This is a genomic window from Bacillus sp. 2CMS4F (assembly GCF_023161785.1).
GTDB classification, from domain to species: domain Bacteria; phylum Bacillota; class Bacilli; order Bacillales; family Bacillaceae; genus Bacillus; species Bacillus halotolerans.
The window spans coordinates 75,800-94,255 of sequence record NZ_JALNTO010000013.1 but is presented as its reverse complement, the minus strand read 5'-3'; the positions used below and the strand labels follow the sequence as shown (position 1 = coordinate 94,255).

22 protein-coding genes are annotated in these 18,456 nt (G+C 42.2%); 21 read left to right on the top strand and 1 reads right to left on the bottom strand.

Going from position 1 to position 18,456, the window contains the following annotated elements; all coding sequences use genetic code 11:
- Positions 1 to 101 precede the first annotated feature (101 nt).
- From MTN95_RS17075 to fni, 9 genes are all read left to right on the top strand, one after another.
- The gene (locus tag MTN95_RS17075) at positions 102 to 1,076 is read left to right on the top strand and encodes a YpdA family putative bacillithiol disulfide reductase (RefSeq protein ID WP_105954932.1); all 975 of its coding nucleotides are present in this window, start codon (positions 102 to 104) and stop codon (positions 1,074 to 1,076) included.
- Positions 1,077 to 1,196: 120 nt separating this feature from the next.
- On the top strand, positions 1,197 to 1,853 hold the full coding sequence (gene prsW, locus MTN95_RS17070) for a glutamic-type intramembrane protease PrsW (protein ID WP_105991722.1): 657 nt from the start codon (positions 1,197 to 1,199) through the stop codon (positions 1,851 to 1,853).
- 143 nt (positions 1,854 to 1,996) lie between these two features.
- Positions 1,997 to 2,911 carry a spore cortex-lytic enzyme gene (gene sleB, locus MTN95_RS17065; protein WP_105954934.1) on the top strand — a complete coding sequence of 305 codons (915 nt, stop codon included), beginning with the start codon at positions 1,997 to 1,999 and terminating at the stop codon, positions 2,909 to 2,911.
- A gap of 36 nt (positions 2,912 to 2,947) precedes the next feature.
- Entirely contained in the window at positions 2,948 to 4,300 is a 1,353-nt protein-coding gene (gene ypeB / locus MTN95_RS17060) for a germination protein YpeB (protein ID WP_105991723.1), read from the top strand.
- Positions 4,301 to 4,393: 93 nt separating this feature from the next.
- Positions 4,394 to 5,050 (top strand): cyclic di-GMP receptor DgrA, encoded by a 657-nt coding sequence (dgrA, locus tag MTN95_RS17055; RefSeq protein WP_105991724.1) that lies wholly within the window; start codon positions 4,394 to 4,396, stop codon positions 5,048 to 5,050.
- A 44-nt stretch (positions 5,051 to 5,094) separates the two neighbouring features.
- A complete protein-coding gene (locus MTN95_RS17050; protein ID WP_105954937.1) occupies positions 5,095 to 5,271 on the top strand; it encodes a YpfB family protein in 177 nt (58 codons plus the stop codon).
- 78 nt (positions 5,272 to 5,349) lie between these two features.
- Entirely contained in the window at positions 5,350 to 6,024 is a 675-nt protein-coding gene (cmk, locus tag MTN95_RS17045; RefSeq protein WP_044155003.1) for a (d)CMP kinase, read from the top strand.
- 236 nt (positions 6,025 to 6,260) lie between these two features.
- Positions 6,261 to 7,409, top strand: coding sequence for a 30S ribosomal protein S1 (gene rpsA / locus MTN95_RS17040; protein ID WP_024121879.1), 1,149 nt, complete (start codon positions 6,261 to 6,263; stop codon positions 7,407 to 7,409).
- Positions 7,410 to 7,421: 12 nt separating this feature from the next.
- Complete coding sequence (gene fni, locus MTN95_RS17035) at positions 7,422 to 8,471, top strand: type 2 isopentenyl-diphosphate Delta-isomerase (RefSeq protein ID WP_248339101.1); 1,050 nt, start codon at positions 7,422 to 7,424, stop codon at positions 8,469 to 8,471.
- Positions 8,472 to 8,520: 49 nt separating this feature from the next.
- On the opposite strand, the gene MTN95_RS17030 is transcribed toward fni, so the two are convergent.
- A complete protein-coding gene (locus MTN95_RS17030) occupies positions 8,521 to 8,652 on the bottom strand; it encodes a YpzI family protein (RefSeq protein ID WP_010334754.1) in 132 nt (43 codons plus the stop codon).
- Positions 8,653 to 8,729: 77 nt separating this feature from the next.
- On the opposite strand from MTN95_RS17030, the gene MTN95_RS17025 reads away from it, so the two are divergent.
- The 12 genes from MTN95_RS17025 (at position 8,730) to hepS (ending at position 18,455) form a co-directional block, all read left to right on the top strand.
- Positions 8,730 to 9,332: a YphA family membrane protein gene (locus MTN95_RS17025; protein ID WP_105954939.1), complete on the top strand. Its 603-nt coding sequence runs from the start codon at positions 8,730 to 8,732 to the stop codon at positions 9,330 to 9,332.
- Positions 9,329 to 10,222, top strand: a complete 894-nt coding sequence (locus MTN95_RS17020) for a YIEGIA family protein (protein WP_044155014.1) — start codon at positions 9,329 to 9,331, stop codon at positions 10,220 to 10,222. Before MTN95_RS17025 ends, MTN95_RS17020 begins: the two co-directional genes overlap by 4 nt.
- On the top strand, positions 10,219 to 10,413 hold the full coding sequence (locus MTN95_RS17015) for a capping complex subunit for YIEGIA (protein WP_024121875.1): 195 nt from the start codon (positions 10,219 to 10,221) through the stop codon (positions 10,411 to 10,413). Before MTN95_RS17020 ends, MTN95_RS17015 begins: the two co-directional genes overlap by 4 nt.
- A gap of 150 nt (positions 10,414 to 10,563) precedes the next feature.
- Positions 10,564 to 11,874, top strand: a complete 1,311-nt coding sequence (der, locus tag MTN95_RS17010) for a ribosome biogenesis GTPase Der (protein ID WP_010334750.1) — start codon at positions 10,564 to 10,566, stop codon at positions 11,872 to 11,874.
- A gap of 17 nt (positions 11,875 to 11,891) precedes the next feature.
- Complete coding sequence (locus MTN95_RS17005; protein ID WP_248339091.1) at positions 11,892 to 12,929, top strand: NAD(P)H-dependent glycerol-3-phosphate dehydrogenase; 1,038 nt, start codon at positions 11,892 to 11,894, stop codon at positions 12,927 to 12,929.
- A gap of 336 nt (positions 12,930 to 13,265) precedes the next feature.
- Positions 13,266 to 13,469, top strand: coding sequence for a DUF2768 domain-containing protein (locus MTN95_RS17000; protein WP_024121873.1), 204 nt, complete (start codon positions 13,266 to 13,268; stop codon positions 13,467 to 13,469).
- A 21-nt stretch (positions 13,470 to 13,490) separates the two neighbouring features.
- Positions 13,491 to 14,225, top strand: coding sequence for a hypothetical protein (locus tag MTN95_RS16995; RefSeq protein WP_024121872.1), 735 nt, complete (start codon positions 13,491 to 13,493; stop codon positions 14,223 to 14,225).
- Between the two features lie 182 nt (positions 14,226 to 14,407).
- Positions 14,408 to 15,886 carry a stage IV sporulation protein A gene (gene spoIVA / locus MTN95_RS16990; RefSeq protein ID WP_010334746.1) on the top strand — a complete coding sequence of 493 codons (1,479 nt, stop codon included), beginning with the start codon at positions 14,408 to 14,410 and terminating at the stop codon, positions 15,884 to 15,886.
- A gap of 372 nt (positions 15,887 to 16,258) precedes the next feature.
- The gene (gene hbs / locus MTN95_RS16985) at positions 16,259 to 16,537 is read left to right on the top strand and encodes a non-specific DNA-binding protein Hbs (protein ID WP_003153447.1); all 279 of its coding nucleotides are present in this window, start codon (positions 16,259 to 16,261) and stop codon (positions 16,535 to 16,537) included.
- A 175-nt stretch (positions 16,538 to 16,712) separates the two neighbouring features.
- The gene (folE, locus tag MTN95_RS16980) at positions 16,713 to 17,285 is read left to right on the top strand and encodes a GTP cyclohydrolase I FolE (protein WP_010334745.1); all 573 of its coding nucleotides are present in this window, start codon (positions 16,713 to 16,715) and stop codon (positions 17,283 to 17,285) included.
- Between the two features lie 21 nt (positions 17,286 to 17,306).
- Positions 17,307 to 17,534, top strand: coding sequence for a trp RNA-binding attenuation protein MtrB (mtrB, locus tag MTN95_RS16975; protein ID WP_024121871.1), 228 nt, complete (start codon positions 17,307 to 17,309; stop codon positions 17,532 to 17,534).
- 165 nt (positions 17,535 to 17,699) lie between these two features.
- The gene (gene hepS, locus MTN95_RS16970; RefSeq protein ID WP_248339167.1) at positions 17,700 to 18,455 is read left to right on the top strand and encodes a heptaprenyl diphosphate synthase component 1; all 756 of its coding nucleotides are present in this window, start codon (positions 17,700 to 17,702) and stop codon (positions 18,453 to 18,455) included.
- Position 18,456: the final 1 nt, after the last annotated feature.

Sequence of the window (18,456 nt, the reverse complement as noted above, 5' to 3'; positions counted from 1 at the left end):
ATTTGCATAAAAAATAAAAATCTCCTATGATAAAATAGGAGATTTTTTTATTTGGAAATAGAAAAATGTGAATCGAATGCCAATCGCAGGAGTTGACGGAAATGATTGAAGAAAAAGCAATAATTATTGGCGGAGGTCCTTGCGGGTTATCTGCGGCCATTCACCTAAAACAAATTGGCATTGATGCCCTCGTCATTGAAAAAGGCAATGTTGTTAACAGTATTTACAATTATCCGACGCATCAAACCTTTTTCAGCTCAAGTGAAAAGCTTGAAATCGGTGACGTGGCATTTATTACCGAAAACAGAAAGCCTGTCAGAATTCAGGCTTTGTCGTACTACAGGGAAGTCGTAAAGCGGAAAAAGATCCGTGTGAACGCATTTGAAATGGTGCAAAAAGTGACAAAAGCAGAAAACAATTCATTTGTTATCGAAACGTCAAAAGAGACGTATTTAACACCATACTGCATTATTGCCACAGGCTATTATGATCATCCAAACTATATGAACGTACCTGGTGAGGATTTGCCGAAAGTATTCCATTATTTTAAGGAAGGACATCCGTATTTCGATAAAGACGTCGTCGTTATCGGCGGGAAAAATTCAAGTGTAGATGCTGCGCTTGAACTCGTCAAATCAGGAGCGCGTGTCACCGTTTTATATAGGGGCAATGAATATTCTTCAAGCATTAAGCCATGGATTCTGCCAGAATTCGAATCTTTAGTAAGAAACGGTACAATCCGAATGGAATTTGGCGCTTGTGTAGAAAAAATCACGGAAGATGAAGTCGTTTTCCGCTCCGGTCAGCAGGAACTGATTGCCATTAAAAACGATTTTGTATTTGCCATGACGGGTTATCATCCTGATCATCAATTTTTGAAAAAAATCGGTGTGAAAATCGATGAGGAATCAGGGCGTCCGTTTTTTAATGAAGAAACGATGGAAACCAATGTGGAGGGCGTTTTTATTGCCGGGGTCATCGCTGCCGGAAATAATGCAAATGAAATATTTATTGAAAACGGAAGATTTCACGGCGGCCACATCGCAAATGAAATCGCAAAAAGAGAAGATAAGTGAAAAGAGGAGAGCATATGAAGGATTCGTATGCTCTTTTTGTTTTTTTAAGGGCAGACAGATGTAAATTCATACACAACATGGTAGGATAGACATAGGAATATAAAGGAAAGAGGTTGCCTGATGTTTGCAATCATCTCTGCAGGGATTGCTCCCGGCATCGCGCTGTTAAGTTATTTTTATTTAAAAGATCAGTATGATAATGAACCTGTACATATGGTGCTTCGGTCATTTTTTCTTGGGGTTGTTCTTGTATTTCCCACCATGTTTATTCAGTATGTGCTTGAAAAAGAGAATGTGGGAGGCGGAAGCTTTTTTGTTTCTTTTTTGTCTTCTGGCTTTTTGGAGGAATCATTAAAATGGTTTATTTTAATGATCAGTGTTTACCCGCACGCCCACTTTGATGAACATTATGACGGAATTGTATACGGCGCAAGTGTATCGCTCGGTTTTGCGACACTCGAAAATATTCTTTATTTAATCGGTCATGGCGTGGAGCATGCGTTTGTCAGAGCGCTGCTGCCCGTTTCATGCCATGCCTTAATTGGAGTGATTATGGGGTTTTACCTAGGGAAAGCGCGTTTTTCCGCTGAAAAAGCACGTGTAAAATGGCTTTTCCTTTCGTTGGCCGTACCTTCACTTTTACATGGGTCGTATGACTTTATCCTGACAGCACTCAGTAATTGGATCTATTACATGTTTCCATTTATGTTATTTTTATGGTGGTTTGGTTTGCGAAAAGCAAAAAAAGCCCGTTCCGTTAATATGATACAGATTTAGAAGAGCCGCACAGCGATAGTGCGGCTTTTTGATTTGCTGAAATTTTTAAGCTGTGAGGGATAAGAAGGAAAGAGTGTATAAAAATAACCTCGTTACAGAAAATACGATTATACTCAAAAATTTGCTGTAGGAGGCTTGAAAAAATGAAGTCCAAAGGATCGATTATGGCATGTCTCATCTTATTTTCCTTTATAATTACGACGTTTATCAATACTGAAACCATTTCAGCCTTTTCTAATCAAGTCATTCAAAGAGGGGCAACAGGGGACGATGTGATCGAGCTGCAGGCGCGTCTTCAATATAACGGATATTATAATGGGAAAATTGACGGGGTTTATGGATGGGGGACATACTGGGCAGTACGGAACTTTCAGGATCAATTCGGCTTAAAAGAGGTAGACGGTCTGGTCGGAGCCCAAACCAAACAGACCTTGATATCTAAGTCTAAATATTACCGTGAATATGTCATGGAGCAGCTCCAAAAAGGAAATAAATTCACGCATTACGGAAAAATACCGCTGAAATACCAAACGAAACCGTCAAAAACAGCGACTCAAAAAGCAAGGCAGCAAGCAGAGACGCGGCAGAAACAGCCTGCTGAAAAAATAACACAGCAGCCGCAAGCGAATAAACAGCAAAACAACAACACGCCTGCAAAAACAAGAAAACAGGATGCGGTTGCAGCTAATATGCCGGGCGGTTTTTCCAATAATGATATTCGGCTGCTTTCTCAAGCGGTTTACGGGGAAGCGCGTGGCGAGCCGTACGAGGGACAGGTTGCTATTGCAGCAGTTATCTTGAACCGTTTAAACAGTCCGTTATTTCCAAATTCAATATCAGGTGTTATTTTTGAACCGCTTGCCTTTACAGCGGTGGCTGACGGACAAATTTATATGCAGCCGAACGAAACAGCAAAAGAAGCAGTATTAGACGCCATTAATGGCTGGGACCCTTCCGAGGAAGCGCTGTATTACTTTAATCCGGATACAGCTACCAGCGCGTGGATTTGGGGGCGCCCGCAGATTAAGAGAATCGGTAAACACATTTTCTGTGAGTAGCAGGACATAAGAAAGCATAAAAATGAGGTGTGATAAATGATCAGAGCTATTTTAATCGCAGTGCTCGGTATTGCAATTGTCGGTACTAGTTACTGGGGATACAAAGAGCACCAGGAAAAAGACGCTGTCCTTCTTCATGCTGAAAATAACTATCAGCGGGCGTTTCATGAGCTCACCTATCAGGTAGACCAGCTGCATGATAAAATTGGCGCAACGCTTGCCATGAACAGCAAAAAATCACTGTCCCCCGCATTGATAGATGTTTGGAGAATTACATCAGAAGCCCATAACAGTGTCAGTCAGCTGCCGCTTACATTAATGCCGTTTAACAAAACGGAAGAGCTGTTATCCAAGATCGGCGATTTCAGCTATAAAACGTCAATCAGGGATTTGGATCAAAAACCGCTCGATGAAAAAGAGTATACTTCGTTAAATAAGCTTTATCAGCAATCAGAAGATATACAAAATGAACTGCGCCACGTTCAGCACCTTGTCATGAGCAAGAACTTGCGCTGGATGGATGTAGAGATGGCGCTGGCCTCTGATGAAAAACAGAGTGATAACACGATCATCAACAGCTTTAAAACGGTTGAAAAAAATGTCGGATCCTTCGCCTCAGGAACAGATCTTGGGCCAAGTTTCACCAGCACCAAAAAAGAGGAGAAGGGTTTTGCCCATCTGAAGGGAAAAGAAATTTCTGCACAGGAAGCCAAACAAATTGCCCAACGCTTTGCACCTGATGACAATTATGCAATCAAAGTGATAAAGAGCGGAAAAAAAACAAACCGTGACGTCTACAGTATCAGTATGAAAGATCCTGATCATAAAGCAGCGATATATATGGATATTACAAAAAAAGGCGGACACCCGGTTTATTTAATCCAAAACAGAGAAGTGAAAGATCAGAAAATCAGCTTGAATGACGGATCGAATCGAGCCCTTGCTTTTCTAAAGAAAAACGGATATGAAACGAAAGATCTGGAAATTGATGAAAGTGCGCAATACGATAAAATCGGTGTATTCTCATATGTTCCAATAGAAAATAATGTCCGGATGTATCCAGAAGCTATCCGTATGAAAGTTGCCTTGGATGACGGCGAGGTTGTCGGCTTTTCAGCGCGAGATTTCTTAACATCCCACAGAAAAAGAGACATACCAAAGCCGGCTATCTCTGAACAAGATGCGAAAGCAAAATTAAACAAAAATGTAGAAGTGAGAGAAACAAGGCTTGCTGTGATCACAAATGAATTAGGACAGGAAGTATTATGCTATGAAATACTGGGTACGATTGAAAATGATACATTCAGAATGTATATAAATGCTAATGACGGAACGGAAGAGAAAGTTGAAAAACTAAAAAATGCTGAACCTATATATAAAGACCTATAAAAACTAGGAGGAAAGGACTAAAAGTCTTTTCCTTTTTTTCATTACATGCTTTAATAAAAAAGTGAGTATATTGAATGCGAAAGAGTGAAGTCAATGATAGAGATTGGGGAAACTGTACACTTAGAATACATAGAAGAAAATGATTTAAAAATAGCAAAGAGCAAAGCCGTGAGTATAGAAAACGGAGAGCTCCTGATCGCATATCCGGTTGATGTAAACACAGGAAGAACCGTGATTTTACATCATAATATTGAAGTAACGGTAGAGTTTGTCGGTAAAGACGAAGTGCCTTACCGCTTCTCAAGCCGCATTAAGGGAAAAGTGACGGACAAGCTTCAAATGATCTGCCTTGAAGTGCCTCCCCGTGAAAAAATGAAGCGAATTCAGCGCAGGCAATATGTAAGAACTGACGCGGTATTGGATGTGCTGGTCGAGCCGGCAGATGAAAAAGACGGGTTTCATACACTTTCGTACAATATCAGCGCCGGCGGTATTGCTTTGATTGTGACAGATGGCTATTCTTTTCAGCACGGGGATACGCTGCGCCTGTTCATCAGCCTTCAGGATGGGGAGAAAACGCATCAAATAGAGGCTGACACGGTTGTCAGGCGTGTTTATAATGATTCAAAATCAGGCAAACGTAAAATGACCTTGGAGTATTTGGAGATTTCAGCCGGTGATCAGCAGCTCCTTCTTCAGTATTGCATTCGCCGCCAGTTAAACAAGAGAAGAAAGGGACGATTGGAATAAACATCGGCTAACACTTCCATACTATTTGTGATGGAGGTGGGCTGATGAAGACCTTTGAACGGCTGCTGCTCAAATTATTGTTCATTCAGGCAGTGATTTTACTTGGTATCCAGTTTCTTTTTCACTATCAGCATATTGAACCTTATGTCTCAAAAGTGATTCAATATGAAGGGGTGGATAAAATGGAAGTTAATGATTGGATAGAAACCTTCAAACATTAATTATTCATGAATTTTTCACCCTTTTTCATAAAGTTCATGATACAATCCATAGAGGAGAAAAGAGCAAGGAGAGGAATTATGGAAAAGAAATTATCGATTGCGATCGACGGCCCGGCTGCTGCGGGCAAAAGCACCGTTGCCAAAATTGTGGCTGAAAAAAAATCGTACATATATATTGATACGGGAGCGATGTATCGGGCCATTACATATGTGGCTTTACAAGAAAAAGTTGATTTGACAGATGAAGCAAAATTGGCTGAGCTGTTAAAGCAAACCGATATTGAGCTGATTACAACAAAAGAAGGACAAAAGGTGCTTGTCAACGGCACAGATGTGACTGAGGACATCAGAAAAGACGAGGTCAGCAATCAAGTCTCAATTGCTGCCAAGCACAGAAGCGTCAGGGAAGAAATGGTGAAACGCCAGCAGCAGCTCGGGGAAAAAGGCGGCGTTGTCATGGACGGACGTGATATCGGAACGCATGTGCTTCCAAATGCCGAAGTGAAGATCTTTCTTTTGGCATCTGTTGAAGAGAGAGCGAAACGCCGTTATGAAGAAAATGTAAAAAAAGGCTACGATGCCAACTACGAAACATTAATTGAGGAAATTGCAAGAAGAGATAAACTCGATTCAGAGCGCGAAGTTTCTCCGCTTCGAAAAGCAGATGACGCGCTTGAAATCGACACGACTTCTCTCTCCATTCAGGAAGTTGCTGAAAAAATCCTTGATGTAGTGGAGCAAAAGTCCCGCTGATACCGGCGGAGGCCACTTTTTTTGAATTTTTCAACAAAGAAAGAATGTTATTGCTTGACAAACCTGTCCTTTTATTAGAAGTTAATACTAATAAAACTTTTTATTGATCATTCAAAATCTTTTTTGGATGATTCTTTAATACATATTCGGCTAAAAGCGGACATGCATGATACGTGTTCAGCTTTCAAACCGTTTTTAATTAAGCTGTGTAGGTTTGGACCAAGGAGGTTATTCAAATGACAGAGGAAATGAATCAAATTGATGTTCAAGTACCAGAGGTTGGAGATGTAGTAAAAGGGATTGTGACAAAGGTAGAGGACAAGCATGTGGATGTTGAAATTATCAATGTCAAACAGTCCGGTATTATTCCAATCAGTGAATTATCAAGTCTTCATGTAGAGAAAGCATCGGATGTCGTAAAAGTAGACGACGAGCTTGACCTGAAAGTAACAAAAGTGGAAGACGATGCTTTGATTTTATCTAAACGTGCTGTTGATGCAGACCGCGCTTGGGAAGACCTTGAAAAAAAATTTGAAACAAAAGAAGTGTTTGAAGCTGAAGTGAAAGATGTCGTAAAAGGCGGTCTAGTCGTTGATATCGGCGTACGGGGCTTTATTCCGGCATCACTTGTAGAAGCGCATTTTGTAGAAGATTTTACCGACTATAAAGGAAAAACACTGTCTCTGCTCGTAGTAGAGCTTGACCGTGATAAAAACCGCGTCATCCTTTCACACCGTGCGGTTGTTGAAAGTGAGCAGGCGAATAAAAAACAAGACCTTCTTCAGTCTCTAGAAGTTGGAAGTGTACTCGATGGTAAAGTGCAGCGCCTGACTGACTTTGGCGCGTTTGTTGATATCGGCGGTATCGACGGGCTTGTGCACATTTCACAGCTTTCCCACTCCCACGTTGAAAAGCCGTCTGATGTTGTGGAAGAGGGACAGGAAGTGAAAGTGAAAGTATTATCGGTTGACCGGGATAATGAGCGTATTTCTTTATCTATTAAAGAAACTCTGCCTGGGCCTTGGAGCCAAATTGGCGAGAAAGTCAAACCGGGTGATGTGCTTGAAGGAAAGGTTCAGCGTCTCGTGAGCTTCGGTGCGTTTGTTGAAATTCTTCCTGGCGTAGAAGGTCTCGTTCATATTTCTCAAATTTCTAATAAACACATCGGCACGCCGCATGAAGTCCTTGAAGAAGGACAGACTGTAAAAGTGAAGGTTCTTGATGTGAATGAAAATGAAGAGCGCATTTCATTAAGCATGCGTGAGCTTGAAGAAGCTCCTAAAGCCGATCAAGAGGATTACCGCCAATATCAGGCGAAGGAAGAAACAAGCACTGGCTTCCAGCTTGGAGATCTGATCGGAGATAAGCTTAATAAACTAAAATAATTGGTGATAAACGTGACTCGAGCAGAACGGAAAAGAGAACACATCAATCATGCCCTGTCTACCGGCCAAAAGCGGGAGACGGGTCTTGATGATATTACGTTTGTTCATGTCAGTCTGCCCGATCTTGCATTAGAACAAGTAGATATTTCCACAAAAATCGGCGAACTTTCAAGCAGTTCGCCGATTTTTATCAATGCAATGACTGGCGGCGGCGGACAACTTACATATGAAATTAATAGGGCGCTTGCTAGAGCAGCTCGTATAGCTGATATTCCTCTCGCTGTCGGCTCACAAATGTCGGCGTTAAAAGACCCGTCTGAACGCTATTCGTATGAAATCGTCCGAAAGGAAAATCCGAATGGGCTGATTTTTGCCAATCTGGGCAGTGAGGCGACAGCTCGTCAGGCGAAGGAAGCTGTCGAAATGATTGAGGCGGATGCGCTGCAGATTCACCTGAATGTGATTCAGGAAATTGTCATGCCCGAAGGTGACAGAAGCTTTAACGGCGCTCTTTCCCGTATTGAACAGATCTGCAGCGGAGTCAAAGTGCCTGTCATAATAAAAGAAGTAGGCTTCGGAATGAGCAAAGAATCAGCAAGAAAGCTGTATGACGCTGGTGCGGCAGCTGTTGATATCGGCGGTTACGGAGGGACAAATTTCTCGAAAATAGAAAATCTCCGAAGACAGCGCCAGATCACTTTTTTCAACTCATGGGGGATTTCAACAGCAGCGAGCCTGGCGGAAATCCGCTCTGAGTTTCCCGGTAAAACAACGATTGCGTCCGGCGGCCTTCAAAATGCGCTTGATGTCGCGAAGGCGATAGCTCTTGGGGCTTCCTGTACCGGAATGGCAGGGCACTTCTTAAAAGCGCTGACTGAAAAAGGCGAAGAAGGGCTGCTTGAAGAGATTCAGCTGATCCTAGAGGAATTAAAAATGATTATGACTGTGCTTGGCACCAGTACGATTTCTGATTTGCAAAAGGCTCCTCTTGTAATAAAAGGTGAGACTCATCACTGGCTGACAGAGAGAGGCATTCATACTTCCAATTACAATGTGCGTTGACAGCTGTATAAGAAAAGCCCAAAACGGTGTGAGTTTTGGGCTTTTTGTATTATGATTTACGCTTTTTAAATTTGCCGTTTTGTTCAAGGCTGGTGGCTCCGTCATAGTGAATCGATTGGTCCCGGTCTGATTCCACTCTGCCCGAAGCCTTGAGTTTTTTCTCCTGTCTGTCTTTTCCCATGATCATTCTCCTTTACATGAAGCGGTTTGTTTAAAAAAAGTGTTTAGACTCCATACTGGGAGTATGGAGGAAGCGATATGGAACAATTTTATTATTATTGGTCAATGTGGTTTTTGTGGGTGCTGACAACCTTTATTCTTGGAAAGACGAAAAGGCGCTTTGCCGTCTCAGTATTTATTTTGACTAATATCATCTTAAGCATACATCACTTTACTTTATATTTTTCTCTGAATGCGGCGTACGTGATGTTTTTCGTTTGCGGGTGCGTCTATGCCGGATATTTAGGGATGTATAAACGATTTCGCTATATCATGGTGCACCTGACGCTTGTTTCCGGGTATGCGTTTGTTTATCTTTTTGCATTATATGATCCGGTTTGGTTCATCATAAAACCTGAGTGGACCGCTGTTGTATTATGTGTGCTGTTGACTGCTTCTGTTGAAAGGGATTTTCAGATGCAGCTTGCCTTATATGTTCTAGGAATGTGCCAAGGCGAACTGGTGTATTCTTTTGTCATTCAACAATTGGCAGGGCATACAGCTGTCGGAGGTTTTCAATGGCTTAACGCGTGCTCTGCGGGAACGATATTGCTGTTTGGCATATCAAAATATGAACAGCTCGCCAGTCAAATTGGCCAGAGAGGCAAAAGATCAAACAAAGGAGCTACTAAAATGTCATGAGTGATTACATCTATCCGATTATTGCGGGGGTCGTAGCAGGAGTCGCCACAAGGCTGTATATGCTGAAAACAGATTACCGTCAGTATCCGACCTATATTCACGGAAAAGTCATTCATATAGCACTTGGGCTTATTGCGGCAGGGTTAGGGGCAATTATTATGCCTGCGCTATTACAGGAGGAGTTTACGGCCATCACGTTTTTGACACTTGCAGCCACTCAATTCAGAGATGTCAGAAATATGGAGCGGAATACGCTGACACAAATGGATTCGTACGAACTTGTTTCAAGAGGAAGCACTTATATTGAAGGAATCGCCATTGCGTTTGAAAGCAGAAATTATATCGTAATTTTTACTGCTCTTTTGACAACATCGGCGTACGTGTTTTTCTCAATCTGGGCTGCTGTCATCACCGCTGTTGTTTGTTTTTTGTTAGCAATGAAATTTATGTCCGGCAGTGTATTGAAAGATATTGTCGATATTGAGTACATAGAGCCTCACTTTGAAGGGCCGGGTCTGTTTGTAGATAATATTTATATGATGAACATCGGACTTCCGGAGAAACAGGAGCTGATTTTAAAGCATGGCATGGGGTTTATTTTAACGCCTAAAAATTTTAATTCAGCTGCAACCATTGCCAACCTGGGTCAGCGCCAGGCCATTTTATTTGATGTCTCCAATGTGCTGGGGGTGTATCGGGACTCAGGAGAGCCGTCCCTGACGCCAATCGCGAAAAGGGATCTTAATGACGGAAGAGTGGGTGTTTTTGTCCTGCCGCAAATTCATCACCCGGAAACAGCTGTTCAGATTATCAGCAATGTTCCGACCTTGGAAAACGCGATCAGAATGCCTACGGAATTTATCAAAAAACAGGATAAGGTGATAGGATGAGTGAATCGCTGACGAAAGTGATTTTGTCTGTTATCACGACAAACCGGAACCGTGCTTCAGGAGGGACACCTATCTTTTTTTGTAATGACCAAAAAGAGATGGAGCTTTTCGCTAAAAACCTTGAGGCAATCCTTGACGGAATTGCCCATAGAATTGGGGAAGATGTTTATTTGATCGTGAAACATTTTTAAGAATAGTTGTGATCCCAGTAAAAACTGATATAATAAATGAGTTAAGCCCTTCCTCTGAAGGGTTTCTTTTCATAAAAAATGAGATGATTTAAATAACCGGTTGAGAATTTATGTAAAAATGAAAGCGGCTGGATCGAAAGGAAGGGTACTATGGGTAAACCTGTCGTAGCCATTGTCGGGAGACCGAATGTAGGAAAATCTACAATCTTTAATCGGATTGCGGGTGAGAGAATTTCAATAGTAGAAGATACCCCTGGTGTGACAAGGGATCGGATATACAGCTCGGCTGAATGGCTGAATTATGATTTTAATTTGATTGATACGGGCGGTATTGATATCGGTGATGAGCCGTTTCTAACACAGATACGCGAGCAGGCCGAAATCGCCATGGATGAAGCGGATGTCATTATTTTTATGGTGAATGGCCGTGAAGGTGTGACTGCTGCTGATGAAGAAGTAGCGAAAATTTTGTACCGCACGAAAAAGCCTGTTGTTTTAGCGGTAAATAAACTGGATAACACAGAAATGAGAGCGAATATTTATGATTTTTATTCGCTGGGCTTTGGTGAACCGTATCCGGTTTCAGGAACACACGGGCTGGGACTCGGAGATTTACTGGATGCCGCAGCGGAGCATTTTAAAAATATCCCTGAAACAAAATACGATGATGAAGTCGTTCAATTTTGCCTGATCGGACGCCCGAATGTAGGAAAGTCTTCTCTGGTAAACGCGATACTTGGCGAAGATCGTGTCATTGTGAGTAATGTGGCGGGAACAACAAGAGATGCCGTTGATACAACATTTACTTATAACCAGCAGGATTTTGTCATTGTAGACACTGCCGGCATGAGAAAAAAAGGTAAAGTGTATGAAACGACTGAAAAGTACAGCGTGCTGCGGGCGCTGAAAGCCATCGACCGCTCTGAAGTTGTTGCGGTGGTGCTTGACGGCGAGGAAGGCATTATCGAACAGGACAAGCGAATCGCGGGTTATGCACATGAAGCAGGCAAGGCTGTCGTGATCGTAGTGAATAAATGGGATGCTGTTGACAAAGATGAAAGCACGATGAAAGAATTTGAACAGAATATCCGTGATCATTTTCAATTTCTTGATTATGCACCGATTCTGTTCATGTCAGCATTAACGACAAAACGGATTCATACGCTCATGCCTGCAATCATTAAAGCGAGTGAAAATCACTCACTTCGTGTCCAGACGAATGTCTTAAATGACATCATTATGGATGCTGTGGCAATGAATCCGACACCGACTCATAACGGGTCACGCTTGAAAATTTATTATGCGACTCAAGTTGCGGTGAAGCCGCCGAGTTTTGTTGTGTTTGTAAACGATCCGGAACTGATGCATTTTTCATACGAACGATTTTTAGAAAACCGAATCAGAGATGCGTTCGGTTTTGAGGGGACACCAATCAAAATATTTGCAAGAGCTAGAAAATAAAAAGGTGTGAAGCAAATATGAAAAGAGTCACAATGCTTGGAGCGGGAAGCTGGGGAACGGCACTGGCTTTAGTATTAGCCGATAACAACCATGATGTGAGAATTTGGGGGCATCGTGCGGAGCTGATCCAACAAATAAATGATCTGCACGAAAATAAGGATTATTTGCCTGATGTCAAGCTCCCTGAATCGATTCGAGCAACAACGGAAATCGGGGAGGCTGTGTCAGACGCAGATTTCATCATAGTTGCTGTTCCGACCAAAGCGATTCGGGAAGTGTTGAGACAGGCAGTGCCTTTTATGACGAAAAAAGCAGTTTTTGTTCATGTGAGTAAGGGGATAGAGCCGGATTCGCTCCTGCGCATTTCTGAAATTATGGAATTTGAGCTCCCGAGTGATGTCAGAAAGGACATTGTCGTGCTCTCCGGGCCGAGCCATGCTGAAGAAGTAGGACTCCGGCATCCGACAACCGTCACTTCCTCTTCAAAGAGCATGCAGGCTGCAGAAGAGGTGCAGGATCTGTTTATAAACCACAATTTTCGGGTGTACACAAATCCTGACATTATCGGTGTTGAAATCGGAGGCGCTCTGAAAAATATTATCGCCCTTGCTGCTGGCATCACAGACGGCTTAGGATACGGCGATAATGCCAAAGCTGCTTTGATTACGCGGGGTCTTGCTGAAATTGCGAGACTCGGCACAAAAATGGGCGGGAATCCGCTAACGTTTTCCGGATTGACAGGTGTCGGAGACCTGATTGTTACGTGCACAAGTGTTCACTCCAGAAACTGGCGTGCCGGCAATTTACTCGGAAAAGGGTACAAGCTTGAGGATGTTCTCGAAGAAATGGGAATGGTCGTTGAGGGAGTACGCACGACAAAAGCGGCTTACCAGCTTTCAGAAAAATATCAGGTGCAAATGCCGATTACAGAAGCCCTTCATCAAGTTCTGTTTAATGGACAAAAGGTAGAAACCGCTGTTGAATCCTTAATGGCGAGAGGAAAAACCCACGAGATGGAGGACTTGGTGAATACATTTGATAACCAAGTTAAATAAAAGTGTCAACGGAATAGAATTCCGCATATTCTAATTGCACGAAAGCCCGAAACACAGAAGAATACCCATGCCTTGGGATCTCCTGAAACATTTTGCCGATTTAGGCAAGAGAGGATGCATCTGTATGCAAAGTCGCATACTATAGCATCGAAGTCCAAGAGAGTGTTTCTTAAACGTAGGTGAATATAGTCAATTTGACTGAAGCAAAGTCCCCCTCTTTGCTTCAGTTTTTTTATTCTATCAAAGGATGGAAAATCTGGTTGATCTTTTCAAGCGCTGTATATTAAAATAAAATGTAACGCTTACAAAACAAATGTCGGAGGGGGCGCGGGTCATTTGAGTCTGGCATTGATCAAAATGTGGTTTGCCCTTGGTTCCATGGGGCTGATGTTTCTGGCCGTAGCATGCATCTATTTAAGCCGTTTTAAATGCCGAAACCGTTTTCTGAAGATTGCGGTTTCATCGTTTGCTTACATGTGTGTATTAATTTCGGGAATTATTGTATTTGTGGTGGTATTCAGCGGCCCTGTTAATGAATAAAGCTGTAAAAGGAAGTGCTGTATGGGTAAACTGAAGTGCGCTATGATTTTTGTAGCAGTGATTTTCTTATCTGGATGTTTATATCCACATGAACGGAAAAGCAGTGTACAAGCCACTCCATATCAGGACCAATTAAAGCTGGTTCAATCTGCCGTTGATGAATTTCAAAAGGCAAACGGAGGACTGCTTCCGATTCAAACAAAAGATATGTCAACACCGCTTTATCAAAAATATCCGATAGATTTTAACCGTTTAGCGCCGAGATATATGGCTGAACCTCCAAGCACGGCATATGAAAGCGGCGGAGACTATCAATACGTGCTTGTCGATGTAGAGAATAATCCGACTGTTAAACTGATTGATGTAAAGATGGCGGAAAAAATACGTGATATCAAATTACGCGTTCAAATGTACCGCCAAGAACATAAATATCCGCCATATCAGGATGTATTAGCGCGTGACTTGTTTACGCTTGATGGGAAAAAACTAGGGGAGGCTGACTCTCTTTCTGTCACAAGCCCAATCTCAGGAAACTCCCTGCCGCTTATGATTGACGGAGACGGAGAAATTTATGCCGACTATCGGACAGAGCTCGTTTCCTGTCTCAAAAAAAGCAAAAAAACTTTTAAACCCGGCACGGAAATACAGGACATAATATGGGAAGAGACGCCTTTCGTCCCCGCATTTTCAGTGAAATATACCGTTAATGACAAACAAGAACCTGTTTTTTTAGAAAATGATATAAAAAAGGAATGAACCTTTCTCCCTTGCATACAAATAGGGAGAAAGGTTTTTTTATACTTTAATAGATTAAGGATGGAAAATTTTCTAAAGATGTCATATTGAAATAGGACAACGTCATACACATATAGTGTCCTGTGTTTGATTGAAAAAGGTTAATAAAATTGATAAGGATAGGAAGTCCGGGAGGGGATCACTTGGAAAAGGTCGATATTTTCAAGGATATCGCTGAACGAACAGGAGGCGATATATACTTAGGAGTCGTTGGTGCTGTCCGTACAGGGAAATCTACGTTTATTAAGAAATTTATGGAGCTTGTGGTGCTCCCGAATATCAGTAATGAAGCAGACCGGGCACGTGCGCAGGATGAACTGCCTCAAAGCGCAGCCGGAAAAACGATTATGACTACAGAGCCTAAATTTGTTCCGAATCAGGCGATGTCTGTTCATGTATCAGACGGACTCGATGTCAATATAAGATTAGTAGATTGTGTAGGCTATACAGTGCCGGGTGCAAAAGGATACGAGGATGAAAACGGCCCGCGGATGATTAATACACCTTGGTACGAAGAACCGATCCCGTTTCATGAGGCTGCTGAAATCGGAACGCGGAAGGTGATTCAAGAACATTCGACCATCGGAGTGGTTATTACGACAGACGGCACGATTGGTGATATCGCCAGAAGTGACTATATAGAGGCAGAAGAAAGAGTCATTGAAGAGCTGAAAGAAGTCGGAAAACCCTTTATTATGGTCATTAACTCAGTAAAACCGTATCACCCGGAGACAGAGGCGATGCGCCAGGATTTAAGCGAGAAATACGATATCCCTGTTTTGGCAATGAGCGTAGAAAGTATGCGGGAAAACGATGTACTGAATGTTCTCAGAGAGGCTCTTTATGAGTTTCCGGTGCTTGAAGTAAATGTAAATCTCCCAAGCTGGGTCATGGTGCTGAAAGAAAACCATTGGCTGCGCGAGAGCTATCAGGAATCAGTGAAGGAAACTGTTAAGGATATTAAACGGCTCCGTGATGTCGACAGGGTTGTCGGTCAATTCAGCGAGTTTGAGTTTATTGAAAGTGCCGGATTAGCCGGGATTGAGCTCGGCCAAGGGGTTGCAGAAATTGATTTGTATGCGCCCGACCATTTATATGATCAAATCCTAAAAGAAGTGGTAGGCGTTGAAATCAGGGGCAGAGACCACCTGCTTGAGCTGATGCAGGATTTTGCCCATGCGAAAACGGAATATGACCAGGTGTCCGATGCTTTAAAAATGGTCAAACAGACGGGATACGGCATTGCAGCGCCTGCTTTAACTGACATGAGTCTGGATGAGCCGGAAATTATACGGCAAGGCTCCAGATTCGGGGTAAGATTGAAAGCTGTCGCACCGTCAATCCATATGATCAAAGTGGATGTCGAAAGCGAATTTGCGCCGATTATCGGAACTGAAAAACAAAGCGAGGAACTGGTGCGTTACTTAATGCAGGACTTTGAGGATGATCCGCTTTCAATTTGGAATTCTGACATTTTTGGAAGATCGCTCAGCTCTATCGTGAGAGAAGGGATTCAGGCTAAGCTGTCACTGATGCCTGAAAACGCACGATATAAATTAAAAGAAACATTAGAAAGAATCATAAACGAAGGATCAGGCGGCTTAATCGCCATTATCCTGTAATGCGGGGAGACCTCTTTATAGAATAGGAGGTCTTTTTTCTTTGCTCTTAATATTGGAAAAGGATCAAGGAATAGGATGAAAAAAGGAAAAAAAGGAATATTTGTTCGATAAATCACGTTAAATCCTTGACGAGCAAGGGATTGACGCTTTAAAATGCTTGATATGGCTTTTTATATGTGTTACTCTACATACAGAAATTCTTCACTCTGATGGACAAACATTCCTTGGAGTGCAGTTTTTCTTAAAAGCCGTTTAATTGTCTTTCTCTTGCTTGTCTGATTTTTTTCTCAGGCAGGTTTAGAATCAGACTGAACTGTGAAGAAATGATAATAAACGAACTGAGCTTATTCCTTTTGGGAGGAGGTGAAAGGCATGAACAAAACAGAACTTATTAATGCGGTTGCGGAAGCAAGCGAATTGTCTAAAAAAGACGCGACAAAAGCAGTTGACTCTGTTTTTGATACGATCTTAGATGCACTTAAAAACGGTGATAAAATCCAACTGATCGGTTTTGGTAACTTCGAGGTGCGTGAACGTTCTGCACGTAAAGGACGCAACCCTCAAACAGGTGAAGAAATCGAAATTCCAGCAAGCAAAGTACCTGCTTTCAAACCAGGTAAAGCGCTTAAAGACGCAGTTGCCGGAAAATAATTGTGAATATAGATCGTGTATGCATCTAGATTACATACACTTTATTTCTTCACAGAAAAGCCCCTTCTTAAGGGGCTTTTCATTTTTTTAGGAGCGTGTGCATTCACTTTGCTTTTAGCGGGGCATATGTGCTAGAATCGAAATTAAATGTATTCATTGGTGGAGGACACAGAACATGAAAGAAGTTAATAAAGAACAAATCGAACAAGCTGTTCGTCAAATTTTAGAAGCGATCGGAGAGGACCCAAACAGAGAAGGGCTTCTTGATACTCCGAAACGAGTCGCAAAGATGTATGCCGAAGTATTCTCCGGCTTGAATGAAGATCCAAAAGAACATTTCCAGACTATCTTCGGTGAAGACCATGAGGAGCTTGTTCTAGTAAAAGATATCGCGTTTCATTCTATGTGTGAGCATCACCTTGTTCCTTTTTACGGAAAAGCACATGTTGCATATATACCGCGGGGCGGAAAAGTCACAGGGCTCAGCAAATTGGCGCGTGCCGTTGAGGCAGTTGCAAAGCGTCCGCAGCTTCAGGAGCGCATCACTTCTACAATTGCAGAAAGCATCGTAGAAACGCTTGATCCGCATGGCGTAATGGTTGTTGTTGAAGCAGAGCATATGTGCATGACAATGCGGGGCGTAAGAAAGCCGGGCGCCAAAACAGTCACTTCAGCTGTCAGAGGCATTTTCAAAGATGATGCTGCTGCACGTTCAGAAGTATTGGAACATATTAAACGCCAGGACTAATAAAGATAGAGGGTGCTATAAATGAACGAAAAGCATTCAAGCGATTTTGTCGTCATTAAAGCAATTGAGGATGGAGTGAATGTGATCGGCCTGACAAGGGGAACGGACACAAAGTTTCACCATTCTGAAAAACTCGACAAGGGAGAAGTGATCATTGCTCAGTTTACAGAGCATACTTCTGCCATTAAAGTCAGAGGAGAGGCGCTCATTCAAACCGCATACGGAGAAATGAAAAGCGAAAAAAAATAAGCTGGCTGTCCCCGCTGTTTTAAAGCAAATGCTCGCAAACAGCGGGAGGATACAGCCAATTTGTTTTTTTTATGCTATAATGATACCTGCGTAATCTTATGACAAAATAAAACTCATACATATGATTTAGAAATAAATGTGAATTTGGGGACAAGGGTGATATTTTTGCAAGACATCTACGGAACTTTAGCCAATCTGAACACGAAAATAAAACAAAAGCTGTCTCATCCTTATTTAGCGAAGCATATTTCTGCGCCTAAGATCGATGAGGATAAGCTTCTTCTTTTTCATGCATTATTTGAGGAAGCCGACATAAAAAACAATGACAGAGAAAATTATATTGTAACAGCGATGCTTGTACAAAGCGCCCTTGATACCCATGATGAAGTAACGACAGCCAGAGTCATAAAACGAGACGAAAACAAGAACCGCCAATTGACTGTTCTTGCAGGCGATTATTTCAGCGGACTGTACTATTCATTACTATCTGAAATGAAGGATATCTACATGATTAGAACGCTCGCTACAGCAATTAAAGAAATCAATGAACATAAAATTCGTCTGTATGACCGATCTGTAAAGGACGAACACCATTTTTTCGAAAGTGTCGGCATCGTTGAATCAGCTTTATTCCATCGGGTGTCTGAACATTTCAATCTCCCGCGCTGGAAGAAGCTATCGAGTGATTTTTTTGTATATAAGCGGCTTATGACCGGAAATGATACATTTTTAGATGTGATCGGCAGTGTTATACAGCTGGGGAAAACAAAAGAAGAGATGCTGGAAGAGTGTTTTAGGAAAGCAAAGAACAGCATTGAGTCACTTCTGCCTCTAAGCTCACCTATTCAGCAAATTTTATTAAACCGCCTGAAGACAATCAGCCAAGATCAAACTTATCATCAGAAAGTGGAAGAAGGGTAAC

Bases quoted from the DNA above. Each gene is read 5' to 3' on its own strand.
- MTN95_RS17050 (WP_105954937.1), top strand. From the start codon at position 5,095: ATGAAGACCTTTGAACGGCTGCTGCTCAAATTATTGTTCATTCAGGCA.
- mtrB (WP_024121871.1), top strand. From the start codon at position 17,307: ATGAACGAAAAGCATTCAAGCGATTTTGTCGTCATTAAAGCAATTGAG.
- rpsA (WP_024121879.1), top strand. From the start codon at position 6,261: ATGACAGAGGAAATGAATCAAATTGATGTTCAAGTACCAGAGGTTGGA.
- MTN95_RS17030 (WP_010334754.1), bottom strand. From the start codon at position 8,652: ATGGGAAAAGACAGACAGGAGAAAAAACTCAAGGCTTCGGGCAGAGTG.
- MTN95_RS16995 (WP_024121872.1), top strand. From the start codon at position 13,491: ATGGGTAAACTGAAGTGCGCTATGATTTTTGTAGCAGTGATTTTCTTA.
- der (WP_010334750.1), top strand. From the start codon at position 10,564: ATGGGTAAACCTGTCGTAGCCATTGTCGGGAGACCGAATGTAGGAAAA.
- MTN95_RS17005 (WP_248339091.1), top strand. From the start codon at position 11,892: ATGAAAAGAGTCACAATGCTTGGAGCGGGAAGCTGGGGAACGGCACTG.
- cmk (WP_044155003.1), top strand. From the start codon at position 5,350: ATGGAAAAGAAATTATCGATTGCGATCGACGGCCCGGCTGCTGCGGGC.
- MTN95_RS17015 (WP_024121875.1), top strand. From the start codon at position 10,219: ATGAGTGAATCGCTGACGAAAGTGATTTTGTCTGTTATCACGACAAAC.
- MTN95_RS17075 (WP_105954932.1), top strand. From the start codon at position 102: ATGATTGAAGAAAAAGCAATAATTATTGGCGGAGGTCCTTGCGGGTTA.
- folE (WP_010334745.1), top strand. From the start codon at position 16,713: ATGAAAGAAGTTAATAAAGAACAAATCGAACAAGCTGTTCGTCAAATT.
- ypeB (WP_105991723.1), top strand. From the start codon at position 2,948: ATGATCAGAGCTATTTTAATCGCAGTGCTCGGTATTGCAATTGTCGGT.
- MTN95_RS17025 (WP_105954939.1), top strand. From the start codon at position 8,730: ATGGAACAATTTTATTATTATTGGTCAATGTGGTTTTTGTGGGTGCTG.
- sleB (WP_105954934.1), top strand. From the start codon at position 1,997: ATGAAGTCCAAAGGATCGATTATGGCATGTCTCATCTTATTTTCCTTT.
- hbs (WP_003153447.1), top strand. From the start codon at position 16,259: ATGAACAAAACAGAACTTATTAATGCGGTTGCGGAAGCAAGCGAATTG.
- prsW (WP_105991722.1), top strand. From the start codon at position 1,197: ATGTTTGCAATCATCTCTGCAGGGATTGCTCCCGGCATCGCGCTGTTA.
- MTN95_RS17020 (WP_044155014.1), top strand. From the start codon at position 9,329: ATGAGTGATTACATCTATCCGATTATTGCGGGGGTCGTAGCAGGAGTC.
- dgrA (WP_105991724.1), top strand. From the start codon at position 4,394: ATGATAGAGATTGGGGAAACTGTACACTTAGAATACATAGAAGAAAAT.